Annotated in this window: 9 protein-coding genes; all 9 read right to left on the bottom strand. The window is 37.2% G+C overall.

Annotated elements, in window-relative coordinates:
- Positions 1-194: 194 nt before the first annotated feature.
- The gene (locus tag ACQY44_RS22085; RefSeq protein WP_428232437.1) at positions 195-1,091 is read right to left on the bottom strand and encodes a sugar phosphate isomerase/epimerase family protein; all 897 of its coding nucleotides are present in this window, start codon (positions 1,089-1,091) and stop codon (positions 195-197) included.
- Between the two features lie 123 nt (positions 1,092-1,214).
- On the bottom strand, positions 1,215-2,360 hold the full coding sequence (locus ACQY44_RS22080; RefSeq protein ID WP_428232436.1) for a sialidase family protein: 1,146 nt from the start codon (positions 2,358-2,360) through the stop codon (positions 1,215-1,217).
- Between the two features lie 283 nt (positions 2,361-2,643).
- The gene (locus tag ACQY44_RS22075; protein ID WP_428232435.1) at positions 2,644-5,400 is read right to left on the bottom strand and encodes a glycoside hydrolase family 78 protein; all 2,757 of its coding nucleotides are present in this window, start codon (positions 5,398-5,400) and stop codon (positions 2,644-2,646) included.
- Positions 5,401-5,499: 99 nt separating this feature from the next.
- On the bottom strand, positions 5,500-6,102 hold the full coding sequence (locus tag ACQY44_RS22070) for a hypothetical protein (RefSeq protein WP_428232434.1): 603 nt from the start codon (positions 6,100-6,102) through the stop codon (positions 5,500-5,502).
- A gap of 31 nt (positions 6,103-6,133) precedes the next feature.
- Positions 6,134-7,702 (bottom strand): MGH1-like glycoside hydrolase domain-containing protein, encoded by a 1,569-nt coding sequence (locus ACQY44_RS22065; protein WP_428232433.1) that lies wholly within the window; start codon positions 7,700-7,702, stop codon positions 6,134-6,136.
- Between the two features lie 384 nt (positions 7,703-8,086).
- Positions 8,087-10,543, bottom strand: coding sequence for a glycoside hydrolase family 95 protein (locus ACQY44_RS22060; protein ID WP_428232432.1), 2,457 nt, complete (start codon positions 10,541-10,543; stop codon positions 8,087-8,089).
- A gap of 167 nt (positions 10,544-10,710) precedes the next feature.
- On the bottom strand, positions 10,711-12,129 hold the full coding sequence (locus tag ACQY44_RS22055) for an alpha/beta hydrolase family protein (protein WP_428232431.1): 1,419 nt from the start codon (positions 12,127-12,129) through the stop codon (positions 10,711-10,713).
- A gap of 165 nt (positions 12,130-12,294) precedes the next feature.
- Entirely contained in the window at positions 12,295-15,045 is a 2,751-nt protein-coding gene (locus ACQY44_RS22050; protein ID WP_428232430.1) for a glycoside hydrolase family 78 protein, read from the bottom strand.
- Positions 15,046-15,268: 223 nt separating this feature from the next.
- A complete protein-coding gene (locus ACQY44_RS22045; RefSeq protein ID WP_428232429.1) occupies positions 15,269-17,134 on the bottom strand; it encodes a six-hairpin glycosidase in 1,866 nt (621 codons plus the stop codon).
- Positions 17,135-17,226: the final 92 nt, after the last annotated feature.

The raw sequence follows: 17,226 nt of genomic DNA, 5'->3' as shown, positions 1-17,226 counted from the left end.
TTCGACGGAGGAAACCCGAGCGACAACGAATAGACGCAGTAAATCTCACACGTAACCACAATACCGGAATATCTAGTGTGATGTCTCCTTCGTCGAAATGACAAAAAACGAGAATAAATCTGCTTGATCTGTAAAATATGCGCGAAAAAATTAATTCTCGCAGATTTTACAGATCTGGCAGATTCCTTTGTATTCTAATTCTGGAAAATACGTTTTAAGTACGCAACGTTTGCTCCGTAATTCGCTTTTACATTATGAACCTGTGTAACATCTCTCGAACGTTCTACGATTAGCCAGCCGCTCCATTTCATTTCGTCCAACGCTTGTTTTATTTTTGGCATATCAATCGCAGTATCATTTTCCAGCCACACTTTGTCTGTATTTGAGGCATGAATCTGCGCCAGGTGTTTTTTGCCTAAAATCTTTAATTCGGTTACAAGATCTCTTCCATTATCTACAGCATTCGCAAAATTGAAAGAACTTTTAATATATTTTGAATCGACTTCTTCCAGTAATTTTTTTTCTTCGGTGGCATCTAATGAGGTTTCAATAGCAATTACGCCTCCTATTTTGCCTACCTGTTTTCCTGCCCATTTTAATCTTTCGATAATTATTGGACGCAATTCTGGATTTTTAACTAAATCACTTTCTGTACCCAGAGGAAGATAAGCGACTTTTACGTTCATGTCTTTCATTGCTTTTACACAGTCTTCGATCATGGGCACTATGGTTTCTCTTTTGGCAAAAGACTGCGCATAAAATCCGGACATGGCAATAGAGCTGATTCCCACATTCAATTCCTTGGATTTATCCAGAAATTTTTGCCTTTCGATCGGGTCGCCTAATTTACTGTCAAAAGTTGGTCGGTTTCCTAAACCTCCCATATCGAGTTCGATTCCGTCTGCTTTTATTTCTGCTGCCAAACCAAAGGATCCTAGTTTTTGTCTTTTTAAAATCATCCAGTCGCACACCGCAACTTTGTATCGCTGTTTACTTTTTGATGGCTGAGCCGTTGCACAACTATTGAAACTAGTGCACAAAACAGCAAAAAATAAAACAGTGGCATTTCTTTTAGAATAAATTGACTTCATATTTTTGTTTTTTACCATTAAGATATTAAGAAAGTTAAGTCTGCTGCTTTAATCAACTTAATTCAGGATATAAGAAAATAAAGCTTAATGAAACTTAATATTTTAATGATTAAATTTAAATTCTTATTCTTCTTCAGCCTTTACAGCTGTTACAATTTTGTTTTCATCTCCAGGCCAGATTCCGTTTTTGATTGGAATCGTTTTTAATTTAGCCGGATCAATTTTTACATATTTCAGTTTTTCCCTTCTCCACGTATAAACGATATGTACCATTCCGTCTGAACTCTGGATAATTGACGGATACGAATATTGACTGATTTTGGAATCTTCTAAAACTAATGCTGCATTCCAGTGAATTCCGTCTTTAGAAACCGAAACATTTAATGGCGTTCTTGGACCTTTTGCTTCTGTTCCCGGAGGCAAAACATGATTGTACACTAATAAATGTCTTCCGTCTTTAAGCGTTACGGCATCTGTTCCGGAATTATTATTGGGAAGATCAATTAATGCTACATCTGACCATGTTTTTCCGTTGTCTTTAGAAAATGTACTGAAAATGGCTCTGTTTCTTGTTCTTCCAATGGCCTGAATACTTCCGTCATTGTGGAATAAAATACTTGGCTGAATGGCATTGATTTTTTGTTTACCTCGTGGTAAAGTATCTCCCATGATCCATGTTTTTCCAAAATCCGGTGTACTTTCCATGCGAAGTCGCCAGCCATCGCCTTCGATACTTGACGGACATAATAAAGTTCCGTTACTTAATAAAACAGGTTTATTTTTGATTGGCCCTAAGAAACCATCGGGCATTTTTTGAGCTTCAGACCATGTTTTTCCGTTATCAGATGAGGTTCTGATGACACCCCACCATTCCGATGGTTTGGGACCAATTTTGTAGAAAAGCATTAAATCTCCACCCGGAATTTGATATAAAACCGGATTCCATGTTGGCAGTCTCGGGCCCTCTTTCATCACGCCATCGGCTACTTTAACTCCTTCGCCCCATTTATCACTTCCTTTTGGTTTTATGCTTACATAAATACAAACATCCGGATGCCTTTCGTGCGTTCCTCCAAACCAGGATGAAACTAAATCCCCATTTGTAGCTTCGACAATTGTAACAGCGTGACAAGACGGATAAGGTGCTTTATCGTATATAAATTCATCTACTAAAATTCCTTCTTTCCAGGTCTTATTTTGTAAAGTTGCTTTACAACTTCCCAAAAGTAAAATGCCCAATAACGCAAATGCTACTTTTATTATCTTCATCACTAATTTTTATTTTGACTTACAATTTTTTGATTTTTAATGCATTCCTAATAATTTTTCGCACAAAATTATTTATTAAGTGTAAAAATGACACTAAAAAAACAAAGATCTATCCTGTACTGTCCCGAATTTTATAAAAATGTATTGTCTTTTGTGATTTTTAACAATAGTAAATCCGGTAATAGCAAAATCATAAAATCTTTGTCAAAGTTTTAAACTTTGACAAAGATCTAATTACATAATTACGATAGTATAATAATACACTACTTTTAAAACTCAAATACTATTGTTTGACATTCAAAACATACGAACCAGAAGGCAATGTCAAAACAAGTTTATTGTTTTCGGCTTTATAAGATGTCGAAGTTTTATCTAACTTTTTATTATCTAACATTATAGCTGAAGCATTCGTTGCAGGTAAATAAACCATTGCAGAAGTATTGGCAGGAATGGTAATATTCCATTGTAAAGTATTTTTACTTTTTTTCCAGTTGCTTTTTATCGTTCCGTAAATTGATTCATATAAAGCATTTACAAACGTTAAACCGCTTTCAAAATCCGGTTTCATGATAATTTGTCTGAATCCGGGAGTTTCGGGATTGCTTTTTATTCCGGCAATATTCTCATAATACCAAATTAGTAAATCACCTAGTAACATCACATGGTTTTGCGAATTCATTTTAGGATCTGCGGTATTTCCATTCCACAATTCCCAAATGGTTGTTGCCCCGTTTTTAGCCATATAGCCCCAACTTGGGTAGGTATCATTTGAAGCTAATTTATAACTCAAATCCGGTCTTCCGTACTCAGATAAGGTTCGCATTAAAAACTGCGTTCCAATAACTCCGGTACTAATATGGCCTTTATAGGTTACTTCTACTTCATGAACAATGTTTTCAAATACTTTTGACTGTAGATTTTCAGGAACCATCCCAAAGGCCAACGGAAGTAAATTTGCCGTTACCGTATTGTTTGCATAATTGTTTTTTCCGGCATTGAAAAATTTCGCATTAAAGGCTGTTTTTACTCTTTCTGAAAGTGAATTGTAATATTGAATATCATTAGAGTTTGTTCCGTCAATCACTGCGAACTTTTTCATTTTTTGCAGTAAATGATAATAAAAAGCACTTGCAATTAACTCCCCATTGGTGGTTCTTGCGGAGTCTTTCGAGTGAATTAATTCTAAGGATTCCGGCGGAACGCACCAGTCTCCGTATTTGTCTTTGGTCATTAAATCCTTAACCAAATAATTCTGTTCCATATACACCACCCATTTTTTCATGGAGGAATAATGTTTTTCGATCACTTTTTTATCGCCAAACTGCTGATACAACATATCTGCAACCGTAATATAAGTTCCGGGCCAGGTTACATTATCGCCATAATAACGCCAGAAAGCCGGCGCTACATCCGGAATCCCGCCATCAGCCGTTTGTGCATTTTTTATATCATCGAGCCATTTGGCATACAAAGTCTGATTATCAAATAAAAAACTTTCACCATACGCTCCTGTCGTTCTGTCTCCCAGCCAAGGCTGGCGCTCGTTTCGCTGCGGACAATCGATTGGCATTCCTTTATAATTCCCTCTGATTCCCCAATAGGCATTTTTGAAAATCTGGTTCATCACAGGATTTGATGATTCAAAAGTTCCAGTTGTTTTAATGTCGTCATAAACTACTTTTCCAGTAAAATTATCTAATGTTGGCTTGGTTGTATATCCTGAAACTTCGACAAATCTAAAACCGTGAAAAACGAAAATAGGTTCCCAAATTTCTTCACCTTCACCTTTCAGGGTATAAACATCAGTTGTTCTGGCGTCACGTAAATTTTCGATATATAAAGAACCATCTGTTTGTAATGATTCGGCAAATTTCAACGTAATTTTATCGCCACTTTTTCCTTTTACTTTCAATTGTAGCCAGCCTACCATATTCTGTCCCATATCTAAGATATAAGTTCCTTTAGCCGTTTGTTTGATAGAAATAGGTTTTACCTCGCCCATTATTTTCATATTCGGCGTCATTTGTGCTTCATAAAAACCACCTGGTTCCTGAACATATTCTGCCAATAACCACTTTTTATCATCGAAATTCGTCGTATTCCAATTTTTCATTTCCTTGCGGGCATCGTATTCTTCTCCGTCATATTCATTGTTGGATAAAATAGGTCCGTTTGTGGTTACTTTCCAGGTATCATCTGTTCTGATCACTTCTTTTGTTCCATCTGTATATTCGATAAACAATTGAAGTGCCATTTTAGGATAACCGAAAGTTTTGATTTTATAAGGTTTAAAATCCTGACGCATTGTAAAAAAACGTCCGTTTCCTAAAACCGTTCCCAGCATGTTTTTACCTTCTTTTAGTTGAGAAGTCACATCAAAAACATTGTATTTTACATTTTTGGTATAATCCGTTGGAACCGGAGCTAAAACCTGATCGCCAATTTTATTTCCGTTAATGTACAATTCATACAAACCCATACCCATGATATAAACCCTGGCATTTTTTACTTGTTTCTTTAAGTTAATTTCTTTTCTTAAATAACGTGCTGATAATTTCGAATATTGAGAAATACTATCTCCTGCTGCAGCTTTTTCATAACCAATCCAGCGCGTCGATTTCCAATCGGCATAATTCATAATTCCCATACTAAAATGAGCTTTTTCTACCGATTGAATTTCCCCTTTATTCGTCCAGACGATTACTTTCCAAAATGCATTTTGACGGTTTTCCAGTCGTTTTCCGTTGTAAATAATATTAACAGATTCATCGCTTTTTACTTTTCCGCTATCCCATAAATCTGCTTTATTAGCATTCAGGTTCTCTAAAGTAGAAGCTACAATAATTTGATATTCTGTTTGTTTTACAGCATTTACACCAGCATTTATTTGCCAGCTCAATCGTGGCTGAACCACATCAATTCCTTCCGGATTGTGGAGCATTTCGCATTGCAAATTCGTAACACTGATTTTAGTTTGGGCTTTAGCCGTAACTGTGAAAAGTGAGATGATTATTGTAAGATGTAAAAAAAACTTTTTCATGGTATTATTTTTTATGCGCTTTAGACCCGACCGGTTTTAAAAACCCGCTGAGTCCCATGATTGATTCAGAAATCAATTACATTAGGCTTCTTTTTATTTTTACAGAGAATAGATATTGCCATATCTGCCTCTTATTTTATCAATTAAACTTAAATCCTGAACTTGAATATTCCTACCCTTAAGCATCTTGTGTGCATTCCAGCGAATTTTCCAGTTGGTATCTTTTGTCTTCTCCCTCAGTTTTGAAATAACGGACTGTTTGATTCCTATACCATCAAAATCCAGCCAGTATTCTAATAATGACAAAGAATTAAAACGAATTTCCAATATCTGATTGTCAAGCTCTTTAACCAGCAGTTCTCTCACTTTTTCCGCATCTAAAGAATCGGTTTCATCAACTGTAATATTCTCCAGAAGCGGGTAAAGCTGCGCCATTTTATTTTGATTTATGGCAATTTCAAAAACCCTTGCAAACTCTTTAGTTAAAAAATCATTCCAAAAGCTATAGTTTTCGCATTCAGACAAAGAATAATAAATAAGACTAATTTTATCTGTTTCTAAGAACAGTTTATCAACGCAAAAGCGTTTTAATTCGTCAATATTATCTCTGCATAGTTTTTCTGTTTGTAATTCTACCTTTTCTGATGCTTCAAAGTCAAGATCTGAATATTTTACATAGCCAATGATACTTTCTAATGCCATTTTAGTGATTTAAATTTTGCTACAATTTACATTAATTAGCAACCAGTCGCTCCAATTTCTCCGAAACCGCAATTTCTTTCCCATTTTTAAAAATCCTGAAACCTTTTCCTTTATGGTATTTCTCTCCTGTTTTATCCCAAAGAATCGTAATGATATTGCCATGATATAAAACATTATCCAGACAAAACCAATCCCATTTATCCTGCGGAATCAAGGGATTTACCTCGATTTTTTCATCTGTTCCTGGTCGTAAACCTACTAATCCTGTAATCATTAAATCGTTAAAAGTCGAGTGATTGTAATAACGGCTTCTTTCTCTGTCCCCCATTAACCAATATCCGGTCGTTTCATCCAGATATTCTCCCAAATACGGTCTTCCGCGATAATATTGCGATTCTACATACAGGTTCATTTGTTTGAAATAATCCGGCTTAGCCACAAAACTCTGATCGTAATTATTCAAGACATTTGCCAAAGCTGTTAACGTCTGAGAACTTGCAAAAGGCCAAATCGCACCATCCCATTCACAAGTTCCCGTTCCGTGAGATCTAAAACGAGGACTTCTGCGTTCCGCCGTTGTTAATCCAAACGGTGCCGAAAATCCTTTTTCATCCTTAATTTGTTCCCAAGCTTTTTCAAACCCTTTGTCTTTTTGTGGTAAATTAAAATACCACGGAATAAATCCAATCGCTTCCCTGACCTGTGCTAAAGTATCTTTTTCTGTAAACGTTTCAAAGAATTCACTTTTAGGATTCCACAGTTTAGTTTCTACTAATTTTTGCAGTGTATCCGCTTTCGCTTCAAAATAATTTTCTTGTTTGGTATCGCCTTTGAGCTTCGCAATATTAGCCAAGGCTTTTGCATTTCCAAACATATAACTGTTAATCGTTGGGCGCGCATTTCTCAATTTTCTGGCTCCGCTTAAAGATTCTTCCATTCCGTCTTTTACATCAAACTGCCAGAACAAACCGTCTTTGCGTTTTCTGTCGCCTTCCCAGGCTGCGTACTCAGCAACAAGATCCGGATACATATCCAGCAAAAACTGATCGTCTTTATTCACTAAATAGCGATTGTACAATGCATCCGCCGTCCAGCTGCTAAAAGTTCTGAGCTTTTTCATGGGTTTACCGTCATTTCCCCTAAACCACAAATGTACATCCTGCTCGATATACTCCGGATTGTGCAGCCATCTGAATTCATTAATGTGATGTCCTAAAGCACAGCTAATCATATTGTATTTATCGGCGTACGAACGGTCTGCCAAAAATTCTGTAATCGCATATCCCTGAGGTGTTTTCTTGATGTGTTTTCTTGCACTCCACCATCTGAAATAATAAATCTCCTCAAAATTTTGCTGCGGACATTCAAACAACGGAATATTCTTTTCCATCCAGGTCCAGGCACTGTCATTCGGAATTGCAAATTTCAAATTCTCATCTTCCATCGTGTTGAAATAATCCACATAATGTTTGAAATCTGCCGGATTCAAAACCACCGAAGTTCCTTTTTGAGAATGGTTTGCTCCTGATTTACAACCTGTATTTAAGGCCAATATCAGGATTATGAAAGCGATTATTTTGTATTTAAAATGATGTAACATATTTAAAATATAATTATAAAATTTATTATTTAGGCGTGTCCCTCCGGGTCGGGCTGTCCGTTCCCGCTTCCCGATGAAAAATCGGGAGAGCTCCACTTCCATCCCTCACGCAAGAGAACAATCCGTTTCTCCATCACCTCCACGGTTTATAGAACCTTGTAGCTATTTTGATAATCACGTATGTTCAACGGATTAAAATCCGTTGCTACAATATAATTCATTCCTCCGGAATTTCTACAAAGAGAGTAAAGTTCCATAGGAACGGTTACTCTTACAATATTGGATTTTTATCCGTCTTTCGCAATTAAAATATCCCGTCTTTGTCGGTCTTACAACGAAGATTTCTCGTTGCTCGAAATGACAAACTGCACTTATATCTTATACCTAATTCCCATAAAAAGTATACATCTGCCCAGCTTTCGTCTGAACATCATACTGATTATACTTTGGCAAAACCACTTTCCTCAAATTTGCCTGATTTGATATAATAGGTTTCTTTATTTCAACATCATAAAACAATTGATTCGGATTTTTCCCTTTTGCCTTTTTAATCGAGTTTCCTTTTAAAATATTTTCTACTTTAAGTCTGCAGTTTCCGCCAATTTTAGAATAAATTTTTAATTCCGACACTTTATTGTTTTTCCAGGTCATATCGATTACAAATCCGCCTCTGGCGACTAAACCTTTTATACTTCCGTCTTTCCATACACTTGGTAAAGCCGGCAATAACTGAATCGCATCTTCCTGGCTCTGCATCAGCATTTCGGCAATTCCGGCTGTACATCCAAAGTTACCATCAATCTGGAAAGGCTGGTGTGCATCTAGCATATTCGGATAGGTTCCGCCGCCTTTTTTTTGGTCAGCCGTTACCAAATGCATTTGATCCTGAATTAATTTATAAGCGTGATTTCCATCTAATAATCTGGCCCACAAATTCACTTTCCAGCCCATTGACCACCCTGTAGATTCGTCTGTTCTGTAAATCAAAGATTGTTTTGCCGCTTCAAATAATTCAGGTGTTTTAATGGCTGAAATCTGATTACCCGGATACAATCCGTACAAGTGCGAAACATGTCGGTGATTGTCTTTAGGATTGTCCCAATCGTCCTGCCATTCTTGTAGCTGACTGTGTTTTCCAACTTTCATTGGAGGCATTTTTGCCAAAGCATCACTTATTTTATTGGTATACGCCAAATCCTGAGCAACCAATTTTGAAGCTTCGATGACATGGGTAAACAAATCAAAAACCAATTGATTGTCCATCGTAGTTCCGGATGCAATTGTCGCTTGTCCGGTTCCGCCTGCGTGTGTGTTTTCAGGTGAACTTGATGGTACAACCACCAAATATTTGGTATTAGGATCGATAACCATAAAATCAAGGAAAAAATCTGCTGCACCTTTCATTATCGGGTAAATTTCTTCCAGATATTTTTTATCACCTGTATACAAATATCTTTCCCATAAATCCTGACAAACCCATGCACCGCCCGTTGGCCACATTCCCGAAGCTGCAGAGTCTACCGGAGCGGTTACACGCCAGATATCGGTATTATGATGTAAAACCCAACCGCTGGCATTGTACATCATTCTGGCTGTTTCTGCACCCGTAACGCTTAGTTCTTTTGCCATTTGAATAAACGGCTCATGCATCTCAGAAAGATTTGTTACTTCTGCCGGCCAGTAATTCATTTCGGCATTGATGTTTGTGGTGTACTTACTGTCCCATGGCGGTGTTACCATATCATTCCAAATCCCTTGTAAATTGGCAGGCTGTCCTCCGGGCTGCGAACTTGAAATTAAAAGATAACGACCAAACTGAAAATACAAACTCGCCAGTTGCGGATCAAATTGTTTCGGGAAATCCCTGATTCTTTCGTTCGTTGGTTGCTTTGCCGCTTCATTTGTTCCTAAATCAAAAGAAACCCTGTTGAAGAATTTTTGATAATAGGCAACATGATCTTTTTTGATTGTTGCGAAATCTTTTGTTTCGGCTTTAGCCAAATAATCCTTGCTTGTCGCAATTTCATCCCCGCTGATATCCTGATAGTTTTTAAAATTAGTGGCGATCGAAATATAAAGTGTTACTTCATCTGCATTAGTGATGCTGATAATTCCGTTGCTGGCTGAAACTTCTCCGCCTTTATTTTTGGCTGTTAATCGTCCCTGAAATTTGACTTTCCCTTTTACACCTTCAAAATTACTTCCTATTCCCGAAAGTAAAATCTGATTGCCTTCTGTTCCCGAAACCGTTTTATCAAGCGGACTGTTCATAAAAACATTTGCTGTAATCTGGCCCGGCTGACTTGCAGAGAGTTTTACTACAATGACCTGATCTGAAAAAGAAGTTAGTATTTCTCTGGTAAATTCTACTCCGGCAACAGTATATTTTACTTTGGCTGTAGCATTTGCAATATCTAAATCCCTGTAATAATTCGAGTATTTCTGATGTCCGGGAAACGAAATATAAACGCTTCCAAAAGTCTGATACGGCATTCCGTCATTGGTTTGCGACATAATATCCTGCGTAGCCATTTCCTGTGCTTCATCAAATTTTCCGTCAAAAATCAATTGCCGGACGATGGGCAAGGCTTTTAATGATTTCGAATGGGCATTGCTGTTTGGCGAACCTGCCCAAATGGTTTCTTCGTTCAATTGCAAACGTTCGACCGCAGGATCACCAAAAACCATTGCACCCAAACGGCCATTTCCCAAAGGCAAAGCTTCGTTCCAGATTGCGGCCGGTTTATCGTACCATAATTTCAAATCGCTGTTGTTTTGCGCAGTAGCAGCAAACGAAAAAATTCCCAAATAGATTACCGCAATTTTTTTTCTTATGTTCATATTGTATTTTTTTTTTGCCACGAATGAGAACGAATCTTTTTACTCTTTAGCCACAGATAAAAGGATTATTTGGATTTCTTTTTTGATATTTAAGTAATCTGTGCAAATCTTTTTATCTGTGGCAAAAATCAATTATTGCTATTCGTGCAATTCGTGGCAACTTTCTTTTATTTCTTAATCTCGTAAATTTTATTATTCGTCTCTCCAAACATTTCATATAACTTGTTGATGTCTTTTAGAGCATTGGCTGGTAATTTTTCACCCTTATCACCAAACACAAACATTCTTTCTTTAGGTTCCATTACACAAGTCGATTCATCAATTTCGCCTTTTGCGTTTTTTACTTTATTCAGGTCCAAACCTAAATATTTTGCCATAAACGGATACAAAGCCATACGTTTTGAAACTCCAAAATCGTGTCCTTCATTTGCAAAATGAGCATTTTCTGCCAGATTTTTCTTTCCATATAATTCATACGTTCTTTGGATAAAAGGAAATTCCAGTTCCGGAACTGCCAATGTCCAGTCTTTTCCGTCAGAAACTATTAATTGTGGCTTTGGCGCCATCATCGCAGAGATTTCTGCGTTATTCGTTCCGTTTCCACAAAGGTGAATTCCACGGCCGCTTTCGCAAGGGCAACCTCCTGAAAAATGCGAAGAAACCATAACAACGGGAGCTGAAACTGTAATTCGATCGTCTAAAGCAGCCAAAAACATCGTGTGCGATCCACCGCCTGAACCTCCGGTAACGCCAACTCTTGACATGTCGGCATTTTTGGTCGTAGCCAAATAATCCAACAATCGGATTCCGCTTAAAACCTGAACGGTCGAGGCAATACTATTTCTATGTGTTTCTTCCGGAAATTGAAGCAATGATTCTCCCCAGGCAAACAAATCGTAACTCACTACAATCGCACCCATTTTCGCCATAACAGCACAACGGTATTGTTCGTCTTTTCTATATCTTCCGTCACCAAAATGCCCATCAGGGGTTAAGATAATTGGTGCTTTTTTATTGAAGGGATAAGGTCTGTAAATCGAACCTGTGACATAAACTCCGGGAAGAATTTCTAAACCAATATTTTCAATACTGTAATCTTTATAGATTCTTTTTGGAGTCAGAATAGGTTTTGATTTGGGCATTGGCGGTGCTTTATCCAAACCAAAAGACGTTATCATACAAGCTTTTATTTCTTTTTTACGCGCTTCCCATTCGTCTACATTCGAATACAAAGTCGTTAAATAAGCCAAGCGTTCTTTTCCTTTATCTACTGATACCTTATGATTTTCATATTTTCTGATGATGTAAGTCCCGTCCGGCTGTTTGAAATACATTAATTCAAATGGGGCCAGAATGTTGGTTAACGAAATGGCCAGATTTCCCGGTTCTATTCTCCAATCAGCATAGTCCAGTTCTTTTCCTTTCAATAAGCCCCGGTCATCGTTAATGGTAACATGAAAAGCTGTTTCGATTTTTTTTAATGTTTCCGAAACGGGTTTTCTGAAATTTTCATCAGAGGTTATTTGTGCATTTGCATATGTCACTCCGAAGAATAAAACTGCTAGATATATTTTAATTTTTATCATTTATTATGTATTAACTAACTTAAAATTGAACACGGATGACACGGATTCGCTAAAGCGAAGACGCTGATAAAAACGGATTTATTATTTTAATGCGAAAAAACAATTTTAAAAAATCTGTTTTTATCCGCGTTTTCACGAAGTAAATCCGTGTCATCCGTGTGCCATTTATATTTTACATTCTATTGTATATTTTCCTGAACCTAAATTTAAATCTCTTGCCAATTTTCCATTTACTTTTATTTCTGATTGTACTGAAACCGGCAATTTTATTGTTGCAGTAGTATTCACAGGAATTTCAACTTTTAGAATTAATTTCCCGTCTTTCTTTTCCCAGCCCGAAGCAATAGTTCCGTAAATCGATTGGTATGTTGCTTTTACAAAAGTCATATCGCCCACAATTTCCGGCTGAATAAAGAAATGTTTGAAACCCGGGTTTTTATCATCTGCCACAATTCCGGCTAAACTTTGATAGAACCATTCTTCAATTTGTCCCAACATAAAATGATTCCATGAATTTCCCTTTCTTGGGTCCCACTGCTCGGTTAAAGTGGTTAAACCAAATTTGATCTGAAAACCATAACCCGGCGCATCATAATGATTGTTCATTTTATACATCATTTCGTTTTCGCCATTTTGAGCCAAAGTCTGGAATAAATAACGGTTTCCAACATCACCTGTTGTTAATCTGTCGCCTTTTGCTTTTATATCTGCCAGTAAATTTTGCATTACTGCAGCTTTGTATTGCGGTTCTACGATATCCATATAAACGGGAACGGCATTACTAAACTGGCTATTGGTTCCGTATTGTTTGGTTTCAGGATTGAAAAACTCCTTGTTGAAAGCATTTTTTATATCAGAAGTCAACGTTTCATATTTAGTAAAATCATCCGTTTTGTTTAACAATTTCGCTGCTTTTGCCACCAAACTTGCTCCATAGAAATAATGAGAAGTTGCCGAAAGTGCCACCGGACTGTTTTTTGAATATCCTGCAGCATGTGTTCCGTAATCGTACCAGTCGCCTAATCCATGCGAAACAATATGATTGGTTGCTTTTGTTCCTAAATAATCGACATATTTTTTCATTACAGGATAATATTTCTCGATTAAGGAAGCATCACCGTAATATTGGTAATACATCCACGGCAGAATTACTCCCGTTACACCCCATTCGGGCGAATCTGTAAAATCGCCTCCAAAAACAACATATTCAGGAACTATACTTGGAATTAAGCCATTTTCTCGCTGCGAATCTGAAATGTTTTGCATCATTGACGGAATATAACTTTCCAGATTGTAATTGAACATTAATCCCGGTCCGTTTAAATGAATTTCTTCTAACCAGCCTAATTTTTCGCGTTGCGGGCAATCGGTAAAAACACTCTGAAAATTACTTTTTATGGAGTTGTTGATCAATTCGTGTGTTTTATTGAAAATGGCATTCGAAGATTCGAAAGTTCCTGCTTCTCCCGCTGAATTATAAATAAAATTCGATTTTAGATCTACTAATGTCGGTAGTTCTTTATTTTTCGCATCTTTATAATTGATGTTCTCAATCTGAACGTACTGAAATCCATAATAACTGAATTTTGGCTGCCACTCTTCTACACCATTCCCTTTTAAGGTATAGTCATAATAATAGGGTTTTCCCGATCTTCCCTGCCCTACAGTTCCATCATCATTTAAACCTTCAGCTACCCAGACACGAACCGTTTGACCTTTCTTTCCTTTGACTTTTATGGTTGTAAATCCTGAAAGATTTTGTCCCATATTAAAAACATAAAAATTAGGTTTCAGTTCTTTAACAGAAGCAACATTATAGTGTTTTTGAATCGTAATTGGTGTTGCCGTTTGTGCTCTTAAAACTCCTTTTGGTGCTTCCTGAAGCACCACTTTTTTCCAACTTGAATCGTTGAATCCAACTTCGTTCCAGCCTTTTTGTTCTAAGTTGGCATTGTAATCTTCTCCTCCAAAAAGACTGTTGTATGTAATGGGGCTTTTACTGTATTTCCAGCTTTCATCGGACTTTATTACATCCTCGGAACCGTCTTTGTAAATCACTTTCATTTTTAGAAATAAAGTTGGCGGGCCAAAACTCACAAAAAACTTGGTATATCGTTCGGCAAGTGTATTATACATTCCGTTTCCCAGAAGAACGCCAATTACATTTTCGCCATTTTTCAGTTCTTTAGCGCTTAATTCATAGGTATTATAATTAACCGTTTTGTCGTAATCTGTCCATAAAGGAGCGAACTCACTATTGCCTATTTTCTTTCCGTTAATCGTTAATTCGTAATGTCCCAGACCTGAAATATAGACTACTGCTTCTTTAATTTCTTTTGCAACCGTAAATGGTTTACGAAGCATAATACTTCTGCGTGACAAAGAATCTGAAGCATTAATTATAGCATCTTTTTTTTGTCTGTTAAAAGTGGCCGTATGGTAATTTCTTCCTTCCGGTAAATGACTATTCGCTTTTGTAATAGCTCCAATCCAGGTTGGATTCAAGGTTGAATCTAAAGGGGCAATTCTGAAAGATGCCGATTCACTCCATTTAGAAAATTTGCCTGCCTGATTCCAGACTTTAACCTTCCAGAAGTATTTTGTTTCAGCTTTTAAAGGGCTTCCCCCATACACGATCTGTAAATTTTTATCTGAATTTACTCGTCCACTGTTCCAAATATCACTTTGGTTATTTTTTAACTGTTCTTCAGAAGAGGCAACCAAAACCTGATAACCAATTTGTGATGCATTGGATTCTTTTGAAACCAATTGCCAGCTTAATCTCGGCTGATTTTGAACCACGGCTAATGGGTTCTGAGCCATTTCTGTTGTTAGATGTACAGGCAAAATTTGCCCTTTAGAAACCAGAGTTACTAAAAGACAAATTGTTACTACTATATTTTTGAAATTCTTCATTTCTTATTGTTGAGATTTTGAACGCGGATGACACGGATTTACTTCGTAAAGACGCGAATAAAAACGGATTTTTTTATTCGCTTTGGTTGTCTCTTTAGTGAATCTGTTTTATCTGTGTTCTTTTTTTTGCCATGAATTACACTAATCTCCCGAATTTTAAAATCTGTAAAAAGAATGATTCGTGCAAATTCGTGTAATTCGTGGCTATATTTTTTTAAAATTTTTAATTTCTCTTTGTAATCAACGACTGGATATTAAATACCGCTTCGGGGATTAATTTTCCGGTTTGGGGCAGATCATCATAATCGTCTGTGTCCGGTTCTGTATCCGGGTTTGGAGAATATCTTTGTTCGCCTGTACGGAACATAATGCGCTCAAAACCCTCTACCGGAGCGTAAAAGATTCTTGTTGACTCTTTTTCGTTGTTTACTTTTATGGTATAAGAACGTGTTTTAACATTTAGTTTCACGTTTACTTTGTATTCTTTTCCGGCTTCGTATTTTGCGATGGTATTCGAGCGAGCCCCTGTTTTTGTTTTTAATTGCCCGTCAGCATCAAAAGTCAGTCGTACAGCTGGTAATCCTTGCTTGTTTTGAAATTCAACCTGTAACGAACCGTGATTGTTTTGTTCGGGTTGAACGGTAAAAGTTACTTCCATTTTTCCAGCAAATGGAATAACACGCTCTGCACGGGAATAATCGAAATAATCCTGATCTCTTAAAGTCAGCCATTTTTTACCATCTGCTTTCTTCTCTATTTTGGTGGAAGCCCAGGATAAATCGTAGGTATTCCATAATTTTAATTCTTGCCCGTCAGGAAGTTCGTTAAACGTATCATTTACATCTTCCGTAACTTTATCAACTACCGGAACGGGAATCGACGCTACCCAAATATCTTCTTTGTTCATACTGTAACTAACCCAAAGTTTTCCGTCCGGCGGAGTTCCGTCGCCTTCTGAAATTCCCCTTACATATTGCGGACCGGCAGATTTATAGTTTCCGCCATAACGCATCGGGCTTATTTCGCCGTGAACCAATAATAGATCTTTATAATTTAATCCATCGTCACTGGTTGAAATCGCCAAAGGCCAACGGTATTCTGACGGATTATAAACGGTAGCATAACGATTATCTGATGTTTTTTGTCCCCAGATTTTAGCGTTGCTGTTTACGAAACCTGGAGCACGAACGGGCATATATTCCCATGATTTTCCGTCGTCTTTGCTTATAGATGTTAAGGCATGTTTCCATAAACCCACTACATCTCCGTTTGGCAAATGATAAGAGCTAAGGGCTTTATAGGGTTTCTTTAACGGAATCAATTCGTCATCTCTATCTGCTTCTTCGACCCATTGTTGTAAAATCAAAGGATTTGAAAGGATTTCTTCACAGGCTTTTTTCAAACCTTTGTCTTTTGCCTGGGTATAAAAAGGAAAAGCCGATTTTGATTTGTCCCATGATTTATTGTATCTGATGAAATAAATTTCGCCAAAACTTCCGTCTTTTTTGATTTCACAGATCACACGTCCAATTCCTTTTCCGTCGTTAGGATCGTCTTTTTCATCCATTGCAATTCCGTAATACGCCAAAGCAAAAAGTCGTTTGTCTTTTGAGGTATAAAAACCCATTCTTTGGTGCATAATAGCATCCAGATTTTTGGCAACTCCTTCTACGCCTTCTTTTTTCCATCCGTCGGGAATATGATAAACAGGAAAAATTACTTTTGGCATTTTCCAGGTCACACCATCTTTTGAAGTCATAATCACGGTCTGGCTTGGCGGAATGTGTTCTCCCGCAGGATCACTCAGATACTGAAGATAAAAGGTATCATTCCAGTATGCCATTGTAGGCTGATGATTGTAAGTCCAGCCAAAACCATCTGCTTTTTCGGGATGTTCGCGGCTGGCACGCATAATCTGCGTGGCATGAACTCCAACTGCCGGACTTAACTGACCGTGATGATAATCGACATTTGAAAGGGTTTTACCAACATAACGCACAGTGTCGTTCTGGGCATTTACAGCGGTACAAATCAATAGAATTGTGGCTGTAGTTACTAGGCTGGTTTTTATGTTTTGGAAAGCAATCATTATATTTTATTTTTTTGCCACAGATTTCACAGATTAAAATGATTTTCTCTTTGAACTCTTTATAATTTTTCAAGCATATTTTGCAGATTTAT

The organism is Flavobacterium sp., from assembly GCF_965277525.1.
Lineage (GTDB): Bacteria > Bacteroidota > Bacteroidia > Flavobacteriales > Flavobacteriaceae > Flavobacterium.
The sequence above is the reverse complement of the archived record's forward strand: the minus strand, read 5'-3'. Positions and strand labels throughout refer to the sequence as shown.